The organism is Candidatus Eisenbacteria bacterium, from assembly GCA_035577985.1.
Classification (GTDB): domain Bacteria; phylum Desulfobacterota; class Binatia; order DP-6; family DP-6; genus DATJZY01.
Genome location: DATJZY010000186.1, coordinates 1 through 11,231 on the forward strand (window position 1 = coordinate 1; position 11,231 = coordinate 11,231).

Annotated in this window: 11 protein-coding genes and 2 tRNA genes; 9 read left to right on the forward strand and 4 right to left on the reverse strand. The window is 69.2% G+C overall.

Translation table 11 applies throughout. The features are described from left to right. The first annotated feature begins 906 nt into the window (after nucleotides 1-906). From VMS22_25850 to VMS22_25875, 6 genes are all read left to right on the forward strand, one after another. Nucleotides 907-2,199 carry a hypothetical protein gene (locus VMS22_25850; GenBank protein ID HXJ37468.1) on the forward strand — a complete coding sequence of 431 codons (1,293 nt, stop codon included), beginning with the start codon at nucleotides 907-909 and terminating at the stop codon, nucleotides 2,197-2,199. A gap of 97 nt (nucleotides 2,200-2,296) precedes the next feature. Beyond that, entirely contained in the window at nucleotides 2,297-3,355 is a 1,059-nt protein-coding gene (locus tag VMS22_25855; GenBank protein ID HXJ37469.1) for a hypothetical protein, read from the forward strand. Beyond that, nucleotides 3,355-3,636 carry a hypothetical protein gene (locus VMS22_25860; GenBank protein ID HXJ37470.1) on the forward strand — a complete coding sequence of 94 codons (282 nt, stop codon included), beginning with the start codon at nucleotides 3,355-3,357 and terminating at the stop codon, nucleotides 3,634-3,636. The genes VMS22_25855 and VMS22_25860 overlap by 1 nt, the downstream gene beginning before the upstream one ends. Nucleotides 3,637-3,684: 48 nt before the next feature. Beyond that, nucleotides 3,685-3,885 (forward strand): hypothetical protein, encoded by a 201-nt coding sequence (locus tag VMS22_25865; protein HXJ37471.1) that lies wholly within the window; start codon nucleotides 3,685-3,687, stop codon nucleotides 3,883-3,885. Nucleotides 3,886-3,898: 13 nt separating this feature from the next. Continuing rightward, nucleotides 3,899-4,690 (forward strand): SDR family oxidoreductase, encoded by a 792-nt coding sequence (locus tag VMS22_25870; protein HXJ37472.1) that lies wholly within the window; start codon nucleotides 3,899-3,901, stop codon nucleotides 4,688-4,690. Between the two features lie 24 nt (nucleotides 4,691-4,714). Continuing rightward, nucleotides 4,715-5,032 carry a 4a-hydroxytetrahydrobiopterin dehydratase gene (locus tag VMS22_25875; protein ID HXJ37473.1) on the forward strand — a complete coding sequence of 106 codons (318 nt, stop codon included), beginning with the start codon at nucleotides 4,715-4,717 and terminating at the stop codon, nucleotides 5,030-5,032. 71 nt (nucleotides 5,033-5,103) lie between these two features. On the opposite strand, the gene VMS22_25880 is transcribed toward VMS22_25875, so the two are convergent. The 4 genes from VMS22_25880 to VMS22_25895 all read right to left on the reverse strand — a co-directional run bounded on the left by VMS22_25880 (nucleotide 5,104) and on the right by VMS22_25895 (nucleotide 5,790). Further along, a tRNA-Cys gene (locus VMS22_25880) sits at nucleotides 5,104-5,176 on the reverse strand. Nucleotides 5,177-5,197: 21 nt separating this feature from the next. Then, nucleotides 5,198-5,374 carry a hypothetical protein gene (locus tag VMS22_25885; protein HXJ37474.1) on the reverse strand — a complete coding sequence of 59 codons (177 nt, stop codon included), beginning with the start codon at nucleotides 5,372-5,374 and terminating at the stop codon, nucleotides 5,198-5,200. A 4-nt stretch (nucleotides 5,375-5,378) separates the two neighbouring features. After that, nucleotides 5,379-5,621, reverse strand: coding sequence for a hypothetical protein (locus VMS22_25890; GenBank protein ID HXJ37475.1), 243 nt, complete (start codon nucleotides 5,619-5,621; stop codon nucleotides 5,379-5,381). A 95-nt stretch (nucleotides 5,622-5,716) separates the two neighbouring features. Continuing rightward, nucleotides 5,717-5,790 (reverse strand) — tRNA-Met (locus VMS22_25895). 296 nt (nucleotides 5,791-6,086) lie between these two features. Here VMS22_25895 and VMS22_25900 point away from each other — a divergent pair. From VMS22_25900 to VMS22_25910, 3 genes are all read left to right on the forward strand, one after another. Further along, a complete protein-coding gene (locus VMS22_25900) occupies nucleotides 6,087-6,995 on the forward strand; it encodes a hypothetical protein (protein ID HXJ37476.1) in 909 nt (302 codons plus the stop codon). A gap of 22 nt (nucleotides 6,996-7,017) precedes the next feature. Beyond that, a complete protein-coding gene (gene lnt, locus VMS22_25905; GenBank protein HXJ37477.1) occupies nucleotides 7,018-8,568 on the forward strand; it encodes an apolipoprotein N-acyltransferase in 1,551 nt (516 codons plus the stop codon). A gap of 66 nt (nucleotides 8,569-8,634) precedes the next feature. Beyond that, nucleotides 8,635-11,184 (forward strand): ATP-binding protein, encoded by a 2,550-nt coding sequence (locus VMS22_25910; GenBank protein ID HXJ37478.1) that lies wholly within the window; start codon nucleotides 8,635-8,637, stop codon nucleotides 11,182-11,184. Nucleotides 11,185-11,231 lie beyond the last annotated feature (47 nt).

Consider the following 11,231-nt stretch of genomic DNA (forward strand, 5'->3'; position numbering starts at 1 on the left):
GGTCGTTCGGGAGCTGCTGCATGGCCGTCGGCTGGGACCCGGCGAAGAACGTGCCCGGGAAGGTGACGACCGCTGCCGTCCCCGTGAGGGGGCGGTCGGGCGCCACGCAGGTCGGGTTCGAAGGACGCGAAGGCAGGCCGCTCTGCGCCCGCGCCGGTCCGACGAGCGCTCCGATAGCACAGAAGGCCGCGAGAAACCCAGTACGATAGCTAACGTGCTTCGCGACGCGCCGCTTCGCTGGCATCACACCGGTACCGCCGCCAGCAATGCGGCGCATCATCTCGACGAGACTCGAAACCATCCGCGCTCCCTTGAGACTATCTGCTAGTGGTCCGCCGGAAGAGTACTCGCAGCATGCCTCGGCGTGCAACCCCGCAAATGCGGGGTTTTCCGTCATTTTTGTGGCGATTCGGCGCACACGGCCGGTCGACCAAGTCTGACCGACCCGACGCCGCAGCGTCCCTCGCGTTTGCCTCAGATTTCCCACGGGACAACTCTACGGGCGCGCGCCGATCGCCGGATTGGAAACGGATGACACGACACGAGCGGCGTTGCGCCCCGTGGAGCCGTTCGTCCTCCTTCGGACGACGCTCGAGGCCTCAGTGTGTCACGCATGGCATGCGGGTGCGCATCGCTGCCGGTGGTCGCGCATCCAGCGATCCCGAACGCGCCGTCCTCTCCGTCGTGCGCTGGCTTTCGTTCGGGTCGAGCACCATCGCGGGTGGCCAGAGCCCATCGCTGGCGCCAGCGATGGCCCTTCGCGGCTCGCGAAACGGACCGACACGACGCGTCGTCGCGGCTTCTCGCCGCACATTTTCCTTGACAGTCCGCAAATGCGTGGAATCTAATCGCGCTTCAGACAAACCAACGTGCGGCGGCGCGGGGCGCCGTCAGAAGGGGGAACGTATGCGCAAGGTTGCGCTCGTTGTTGGGACGCTGGGGCTCTCCGCGGTCATGGCCGCGGCCCCGGCCCGCGCCGATCTCCTCAAGTGTCACCAGGGGATCGAGAAGAACGGTACGAAGCTCCAGGCATCGATCTTGAAGGCTCTCACCAAGTGCAAGGACGGCTTCCGCAAGGCGACCTCCCCTGCCCTCGTCGCGACCGCCGCGACGGGCTGCCAGGCCGGCCTCGCCAAGGTCATCGACGCGACGAACCCGGTCTCGGCCATGGCCAAGACGCGGGCAGCCCTCCACAAGATGTCGCCGGTAGCCGTACCGCCGGGGGCCTGCGCGGACCAGAACCTCACTGATCTCGGACACTTGTCCACGGCGTTGTTCGGAGATCGGTGGGAGGCACTGATCCTCCTCTCTGCGCTGAAGGGCGCCTACGAGACTCAGCAACTGCTGATCGCCGACTTCCCGAACATCATGCAGACGTTCGGCGACAACGGGTGCAGCCTCTGCGCTGCGCTCTCGACACCTCCATGCGTCAACACCGTCTGCAGCCTGACGGCGGCTTCGGGTGCCGAGACCAAGATCAACGCCATTCCGGTTCCGGTCCCGCTCGCAGGAGCGACGATCATCGCTGGCTGCGAATGGCCCGGTACCCTGACGAACGAGATCGGCCTCATCGGTACGGCGAGCGTCTCGTTCAAGCCCTCGCTGGTTCTCCCGACCATCTATGCCTGCAATGTGAGCTTCCGATCACTCGGGGTTCTCTCCTGCATGGGCTCGTCCGCGCCGCGGGTCGACTACACCACCTGTCAGGATTCACTCATCGGCGCCGGCGACCCGTCGGGCGCGAACGACGAGTGCGAGACGCCGGGGGCGATCTGCCAGCCGGATCCCGCCACTGCTCCGACGCCGACCGGCGGCGCCTGCGCCACGTTCACGACATCTCCGTCGGTCGAGGGCGACACGTTCGTCCTCAGCTCCACGCGCCTCCGCATTTCGACGGCGGCCGGGGGTGACGGTGTGCGCTGCACGGCGGACGATACGTACTCGGACGACACGCCGCCCTCCATCATCCCGGTCACGACCGGGACCGCCACGGCGTCGGTCGATGACTACAACAACATCGACGGCAACGTGGTGTCCGAGGGGCCGGTCACGGGCGCCGTCGGACCGAACTGCGCCAACGCACGGGGCGGCAACAACACGGGCCGCACGCTGGTTGGAGCGTTCCCGGCGGCGGATGTCGCCAATCCCGCGTCGCCACTGCTCGACACGGTCACGAAGCTCACCCTGATCTGCAACTGATCGCGACCTGATCGTCCGTCATGGCGCCCGGTCGGACCCTCCGGCCGGGCGCCGTCGCGTTGTGGCCGCGCATCCACTCGTGCCATCATCCGTCGCCGTGCAAGCTGCCTCTGACGAGCTCCTGGTCGCCGACGAGCTGATCGATCTCGCCGACGAGCGTCCCGAGACGCTCTTCCAGCTGTTCGAGGAGCGGGGCTGGGGCGATGGTCTCCCGCTCGTGGCGCCCACCGTCCAGCGCGTCGACGCCATGCTGGCCGGCGGCGACCCCGACGTGGTGATCGGAACGCTCCCGCCCCGCTTCGGCCTCGCGACGCGCCGTGCCCTCGCCGTGAATGCGGTCCTCGCCGGCGCGCGACCCGAGGTGTTCCCCGTCCTCGTGACCGCGATCCGTGCGCTATGCCACGCCGAGGTGAACCTCCAGGGTGTGCAGTCGACCACGCACCCCGTCGCGCCCCTCGTGATCGTGCACGGGGAGATCGTCGCCCGTGCCGCCTTCAACGCCGGGTGCGGAGCGTTCGGTCCGGGAACGCGTGCGAACGCGACCGTCGGCCGAGCCGTGCGCCTGGCCCTGCTGCACATCGGCGGCGCCTATCCGGGACGCGGCGACCAGTCGACGCAGGGCCAACCGTCGAAGTACGCGTACTGCGTCGCGGAGAACGCCGCCGAGTCTCCCTGGCCCGCCTATCACCATGCGGCGGGCGTCGAGGCCGCCTCGGCGGTCACCGTCGCGTGCGCCGAGAACCCACACAACTTCCACGACATGGAGAGCGACCGCGCCGAGCGCATCCTGCTCAAGGCCGCCTCGACCATCGCGTCGCTCGGGTCCAACAACGCGTGCATCTCGCAGGGCGAGATCTTCGTCGCGCTCTGCCCCGAGCATGCCGTGACCATCGCATCCGGTGGCTGGTCGCGGCGCGACGTGCAGCTCTTCCTCTACGATCGGTCGCGCCTGTCGCGCGACACGTTCCTCGCGGCCTTCCGCCAGCGGCGCTGGGCGCCGTGGATGCAGGCGGACATGCCCGGGGAGACGCTCCTCCCGATGACCGAGCACCCCGACAACTACCGCGTCTTCGTGACCGGCGGTGCGGGCAAGCATTCGTCGGTGCTGCCGAGCTGGGGCATGACGAAGAGCGTGACGCTCCCGCTGGAGAGCTGATGCCGACGGTCGTCTCGCCCGAAGGGCCTGTCGGACCGGGACCGCGACGCCTGAGCCCCCTGCCGAGCGTGCTGGCAGGCGTCCGGATCGGCGTGCTGGACAACCGCAAGCCAAACGCCCGGCTCCTCCTCACGACCATGGCCGAGCGCCTGGCCGAGCGCACCGGTGCGCGGCTCGTCCTCGTCACCGAGAAGGCGAACGCCGCCGTGCGCGGTGAGATGCAGGTCCTCGAGCGCCTGCGCGACGAGGCCGACGTCGTGCTCACCGGGAGCGGCGATTGAGGGTCGTGCACGTCGTGGAGTGTCCACGACCAGGTTGCGCTGGAGGACATGGGGCGGCCGACCATCCTGGTCGCGACGACGCCGTTCGTCGGGCTGGCAACGCAGCTCGCCACCGCCTACGGTCTGCCCGCGACGCGTATCGCCGAGGTGACCCACCCGATGGGAGGCCTCGGACCCGACGCGGTCATCGCGCGCGCCGAGGAAGCCCTGGAACGCCTGCTGGCGGCGCTCAGCCCCGGCGCGCGCTGAGCGCCGAAGCCGCATGATCCCCCTAGATCTCGACGGAAGGCGCGCTCTCGTCACCGGAGCCGGTGCGGGGATCGGGCGCGCCATCGCGATCTGGCTCGCGCGCGCCGGCTGCGACGTCGCCGTGAACGACCTCGATCGTGGACGTGCCGCGGAGACGGTCGAGCTCGTGCTCCGCGCAGGCCGCAGCAGCACCGTCGCGGTCGCCGACGTGCGCCGCGAGAGCGACGTGGCGGCGATGGTCGAGGAGACGCTCCGCGCCCTCGGCGGCCTCGACGTCGCCGTCAACAACGTGGGGATGCTGGGCGGCCATCACGCGCGTCCCTTCCTCGAGACGGACGTCGCGGCGATCCGCGGCGTCGTCGACCAGAACCTCGTCGCGACGGCCCTCTCCTGTCACGCCGAGGCCACGGCGATGGTGCGCCAGGGCAGCGGCGGCGTCATCATCAACGTCAGCTCGGGCGAGAGCGGGCGGCCGTCACCGGGTCTCGCCGTCTACGGCGCGGCCAAGGCCGCGATCAACCACCTGACGCGCACGCTCGCGCTCGAGCTGGGACCGCACGGGATCCGCGTGAACGCGATGGCGCCGGGTACGACGCTCACCGAGCAGGTGCGCGTGGGACTCGGCGCCGAGTACCTCGAGGCGCTCCGCGCCTCGATTCCGCTCGGCCGGATGACCGAGCCTGACGACATGGGGCGGACCGCCGTCTACCTGGCGTCCGATCTCGCGCGCGACGTGACGGGGCAGCTGATCCTGGTGGACGGCGGGGCCGACCTGTCGCGCAACCGTCCACGTCTGGATCGCTGAGCGCGCATCTTCTAGGCTGCGCCCATGGACCTGCGGGCAAAGCGTTGCCTTCCGTGCGAGGGTGGCGTCCCGAAGCTCGACGCCGCCGCCGTTGCACTCCTCCTGCCGGAGGTTCCCGAGTGGGAGGCGCGCGACGACAGGCTCCACCGGCGCTTCGTCTTCAAGGACTTCGTCGAGGCCATGCGATTCGTGAACCGCATGGCCGACGTCGCCGAAGCCGAGGGACACCACCCCGACTTCACGGTGCATTATCGTCAGGTGGACGTCGTCATCTGGACGCACGCCGTCGGCGGGCTGTCGGAGAACGACTTCATCCTGGCCGCGAAGATCGACGCCCTCTGAGGGGGCTCGGCGGGCGCGCGCGCCGCGGCGACTAGCGGCGGGCGGTGCGAGTCTGGCGGTGGAGGGTCGAGAGGCGGCGACCGGATTCGAACCGGTGAATGGAGGTTTTGCAGACCTCTCCCTTAGCCACTTGGGTACGCCGCCCTATGTCGCGAGGTGAACGGTTCAGCGCGAGCTGCCGGGCGTCGGTGTTCCCGGCGTGCCGGGTGGGACGGCGGTCGCGGCGGCGCGCTCGGCCTGGCGCTTCTCGTCCTTCTTCTGCCGCTTCTCCAACGCCTTCATGCGCCGCTCGGCCTCGCGCCGCTCACGGACGTTGCTCTTGAATGCCCGTCCACCTGCCATGGAATCACCTCCGGCACTGAAGACCTTGGACCCTAGCGGCGGCCCTCATGGAGGTCAAGGCACGCGCGGCGTCGGTACCGACGTGGCGCGCCTCGTCGCGCTCGTCGTAGTCGTCGGCAGGCACGAACTCGTACGCGCCCGTGAAGCGATTCATCACGAAGTCGTGGCCCGCCGAGTAGATCCCTCCGTGGAGGAACGCGGCGACGACCAGCAGGAAGCCAATGACGAAGGCGGCACGCACGCTCATGGCGCGATCGTAGTGCACGCGCCGCGCACCTGCCAATGCCCCCTCCGAGCGCACGGCGGGCCCGAGTGCGACAACACTCGGGCCCGCGCGTCAGGTTGCGGGGGGTGGATTTGAACCACCGACCTCGAGGTTATGAGCCTCGCGAGCTGCCAGACTGCTCCACCCCGCGATAAGCGGACGCCTCTGGTATCGGTCGGGTTGCGGGTTGTCAAGGTCGGGTGTCACTCCTGACACACGCACTGTGCCACGCTGTGCCGCGGCGTGGCGGACGAACGTCGGAGTGACGGACGGATCTGCACGTTTCCTGCACATTTTCGCATCTCGCCCTCGGCGCGAAATGTGCACTCCCCTTTGTCGACCAACACACTCGGGGAGACGTCTGGCAACAAGACGCATGGCGCCTCGCAAGCGAGGCCCCAGCGGTCTCGACGGCCCGCGCGACTCTCCGGCGCAAGGGGACGAGACATGCGAGTTGCTGGAGATCGGAAGCGAGTCATCCTGGCGGCCGCCGCGCTGCTGATCGTCGGGGCGTCGAAGGCGTTCGCGATGTGCGGCTGCGACAAGCCGCCCCCGCCGCGTGCCAACGTCCGACCGTTCGTCGCATACCCCGATCAGACCATCACGTTGTTCGACGATCGCATCGTCGAGGGCCAGAAGTACATCGTTCGCTTCACGGCGCGGGATGGCTCGAGCGATTGGAGTCGCGGACGCGGTGTCGTGAAGCGCGACTTCGCCGACCGACAGCTGCGCAACCAGCTCCGCGTGGCCGTGCCCGACGTCTCGTACGGGCCGAGCCAGATCAGCGTGTACGATGCCAGCAACACCCTGCTCTACACGCTCTCCGACGATCAGTTCGCGGTCATCGGGCGTCCCATCGCGCTGCACGACTTCGACGAGACGATCACGCGCAAGAACTATCAGACCGGCGTTGCCGCCGACGGCACGATGTTCATCGCCTTCGACGCGACGGACGTGAGCGATGCCACGAAGTACACCGGCACCGGAGTGGGCGCGGGCCTCCGCTTCCAGCCGGACAGCGTCGTCATCTACAACGCCCAGGGCTTCTTTGGTGGCTGGCTCGATCCCAACTCGCCCGGCCTGTTCCGCATCACCGCCGGATCGCCCGGGCTGAGCGACACGCTCTCCTACTGGCGCCACGAGTTCCGCACGTACAAGGAAGAGCACCGTAAACGCGATGCGCGCCGGACCGCGGACGGCGAGTGGCACGCCGACGGCACGCCGCACGTCGACAACTTCCACTTCGTCGTCGCGATCGCGGCGACGCTCGACAACGGTCAGCCGCTGTCGCCCGGGGCATCACCCGCCTTCGACCTCGTCATCAGCTCCACCCCGGAGCCGTCCAGCGACCTCTAAGGCACGCCGACCGAGCGCCTGCATGCGCGTTCTGGGCGTCCTCCTGGGTGGCCTGCTCTACGCGCTGGCGGTGCCGCCGGTCGATTGCGGCGCCTTCGCGTGGCTCGCGCTCGTTCCGGTCCTGCTCGCGGTCCGCGGGCAGGCGGCGGTGTCGGCATTCTCGTACGGCTGTCTCTTCGGCTACGCGTACGGTTGGGCGACCCTGTGGAGTCTGGCCGACACGGCCGTCCGGTACTTCCACTTGGTGATGCCGCTGGGGGCGACCGCGGCTGCCTTGTGGTTCCTGGTCGTCGTCGGCGTGCCGTTCGGCTTGTTCGCAGCCGCAGCCGGCGCCGTGCTCAACCGGTTGGGCTTCGTGGTCTCGCTCGTCGTCGTCCCGGCGCTCTGGGTCGCTTCCGAGCTGCTGCGTGGCCGGCTGATCGGCCAACCCTGGGGTCTTCTCGGATACACCCAGCACCGGGAACTCGCCCTCGCACAGGTGGCCGCCCTGACTGGGGTCTACGGCGTGTCCTTCCTGCTCGCGCTCGGTAGCACGGCGCTCGCCGAGACCATCCATCGGCTGCTGGTGCGTGACTCGCTCGGCAGGGCCCTGCGCGTGCTGATCGCGCCCGCGGCAGTCATCGGCGTCTGCTGGCTGACCGGACTCAGGGCCTTGAGCGCCGCCGGCACGCCCGCGAGCGATTCCGCCACCGGACGAACCCAGCAGGTCGCCATCGTCCAGACGAACGTGACGCCGGCGGCGCGTTGGACTCCCTCGTACACCGGGGCCCAAGTCGGCGCCCACCTCCGCCGGACCGACGACATCTCGCCGGCCACGCGTCCAGCCCTGATCGTATGGCCCGAGAATGCCGTCCCCAGATATCTCGAGGCCGATCCGTTCCTGGCGTCACGTCTTGCCGAGTCGGCCCGCCGCCATCACGCGGATCTGCTGCTCGGCGCGCCGCGCTACGAGGACGGCCGCAGCTACAACAGCGTGCGACTCATCACCGCGAGCGGACGCAACGGTGGGCACTACGACAAGCGCCGACTCGTCCTGTTCGCCGAGGAGAAGCCGTTCACGCCCCGTGCGGATGGCGACCCGAACCGCGATCCGGATGCGTTCGCGAGCGGAACGGGACCGGGCGTACTGCAGAGCTTCGTGCGTCTCGGCGTCTCGGTCTGCCACGAGATCCTTCACCCGGATCTGATCAACGACAGCGTCCGGAACGGCGCCGAGTTGCTGGTGAACGTCGCGAACGACAGCTGGCTCGACGGGCTGTCCGAGGGAGCGGGGCTGCAGCACCTCGCGATGGCGACCTTCCGCGCAATCGAGACACGACGCTATCTCGTGCGGGCCGCCATCACCGGCGCTTCCGCGGTGATCGACCCCTTCGGCCGGGTCGTCGGTGTTCTGCCCCCAGGGCAGGCCGGCGTCCTGACGGCGCCGGTGACCGGTCTCGACACCCTCACCTGGTACGTGCGTGTCGGCGACCTGTTCGCCTTCGTATGCGTCGTGGTTGCACTGTGGGGACTCGCCTTGTGCGTGGTTGCCCGGCACGCCAGCCCAGCGATCCCGGCCCGCCGCGAGCTCTAACCCTCGCGGGTCTCCGCGTTGGCAGGCCACCTCGCCGGTGAGTAATATCGCCGGCGGCGGCCTGGCATGGAGACCTTCCCGAGCGGCCCTCGTGCATCCGTCGCCGTTCGACTGACGGCGCTGGCGATCGGCCTGATCGGCCTCGCCGTCGCGATCCGGACCACGACGACGAGCCTCGCGTGGATCGACCAACCCTTTCCTGGGTTCTTTCTCCTCGCGAACCGCGTGGTGCCGTCGATCGGCCTTCGCCACTGGTCCGCATCGACGATTCCCGGGCTCTATCAAAGCGAGGTCCTCGCGGTGGACGGTGTGCGGGTCACGTCCGCACGGGACGTCTACGATCGCGCACGCGTTCCTCCCGTGGGCCATGGGGTCCGATACCTGGTGTCGCGCAACGGAGTCGAGCGCGAGGTCGTCATCGCGACGCAGCGTTTCACCGTGCGTGATTGGCTTCTCCTGTTCGGAGCCTACCTGCTCGACGCCGTCGTCTATCTGCTGTGCGGGCTCGTCGCCTGGGTGCTCCGACCGTCCTCGCGGCTGTCGCGGGCGTTCCTCGCGTTCGGGGCCGCGTATTCCGCGTTCTTCCTGACGGCGATGGACATCTACGGCCCGTGGACCTTCATGCGGATCCATACGGTCATCGAGGCCGTCACACCGGCGGCGGCACTCCAGCTGTTCATGCTCTTCCCGCAGGATCATCCATGGGCCAGGTGGCGCTTCCTCGGATACGTGGGGTCGTTGTTCCTGGCTGTCGCGTATCAGCTCTTCTTCCACCAGCCGACCGCCTTCTCGACGGTTCTGGTCCTCAACATGCTCTTCCTCGGGTCGGCGGGCCTCTTCTTCGGATGGCGCCTGATCTCCGAGTATCGCGGGGCCTCGTCGCAACTCGCCCGGCAGCGCGTCCGCATTCTCACCGTCGGTACGCTGCTTGGCCTCGCGATCCCGGGTGGGGCACTCGTCGTCTCGTCCATCGTCTGGGGCCAGATGTCGATGAACGTCGCCGTCTTCACGCCCGTGCTCTTCGCGTTGTCGCTGGCCTACGCGATCGTGAAGCACGACGTGCTCGAGATCGACGCGATGCTGAAGCGCGGCGCCTTCTACCTGCTCATGACGGGCGCCGTCGGCGCCGCGTACGTCGGTGCGGTCGTCCTGTTCAACTCGATCCTCAGCGCCAACGTGGTGACGAACTCGCCGCTCTTTCCGCTCCTCTTCACGCTGGCGGTGCTGCTCGTCTTCAATCCGGCGCGGACCCGCATCCAGGCGGTCGTCGACCGCCTCTTCTTCCGCACGCGCTACGACTCAACCGAGGTCCTGGCCCGGCTCGGCAGCGATCTCGGCACGGCACACGACTACCGGCGCATTGCCGACGTGGTCTGCGATCACGTGCAGCGCGCCATCCCCAATGCGGCGACGCGTCTCTTCACCGCCGGGCCCGACGGCGTGCTGGCGGCGGTGGGTGAGCAGGTCCGGCTGGGTGCGACGCTGGCGCAGCATCTTGCGACCCGGCGCATCGTGACCGCCTTCGACTCGCCCGAGTCCTATCCCGACGAGGCGACCTATGCCGCCATCCGCGACGCCCTCGGCGCGAACGGCGCCGAGATCGCGGTCCCGCTCGACCACGACGGCACGCTCGTGGGCGCGCTGACGCTGGCCCCGAAGCGCTCGGGTCTCTTCTACACCGCCGGCGACGCGGACTTCCTGCGTGCGGTGGCGCATCAGGCCGTGATCGCGCTCGAAAACGCGCGGAGCTACCAGGCGCTGGCCGACCTGAACGCCCGCCTCGAGGATCGCGTCCGCGAGCGCACGGCACAGCTCGAGGAGGCGAACGCCGAGCTCAATCGTGCCTACGGGGAGCTGCAGACGGCGCAGGTGCAGCTCGTCCAGTCCGAGAAGATGGCCTCGCTCGGCCGCCTGGTCGCCGGCGTGGCGCACGAGATCAACAATCCCGTGAGCTTCATCGCGAGCAGCGTGGCCCCGCTGCGACGGCGGATCGCGCAGGCGGCGACCCTCGCTCCCGACGAGGTGCGCAAGCTCCTGGCCGACGCCGAGGAGATCACCGCCGTCATGGCGCGCGGAGCCGAGCGCACGGCGGCGATCGTGAAGGACCTCCGCACCTTCTCACGCGTCGGCGAGGCGACGCGAAAGCCCGTCGACCTGGTCGACGCCATCGAGGTGAGCCTCCGCCTGCTCTCGCCGCGCTGGCGGGACCGCATCACCGTGCACCGCGATCTCGCTCCGCTGCCACTCATCGAGGGCGATCCCGGGCAGCTGAACCAGGTGCTCGTGAACCTGCTCGCCAACGCCTGCGACGCCATCGCGGGCTCGGGCAACATCTGGGTCTCGACCGCCGTGGACGGCGACGCCGCCACGATCACCATCCGAGACGACGGTGCCGGCATGTCCGACGAGGTGCGGCAGCGGATCTTCGAGCCGTTCTTCACGACCAAGGACGTCGGGGCCGGCACCGGGCTCGGGCTCGCGATCAGCTACAACGTCGTCGTCGACCACGGCGGGCGGATCGACGTCGAGAGCGCGCCGGGCCGGGGAACCACGGTCCGCGTCGTCCTGCCGCTCGGCGCCGCGCCACCGCTCGCCGCTCAGGCGACGTCGTCCTGAGGCGAGCGCGCCCCGGGCGCCGCCGTCCTTGCAGGCACGCTCGGCTC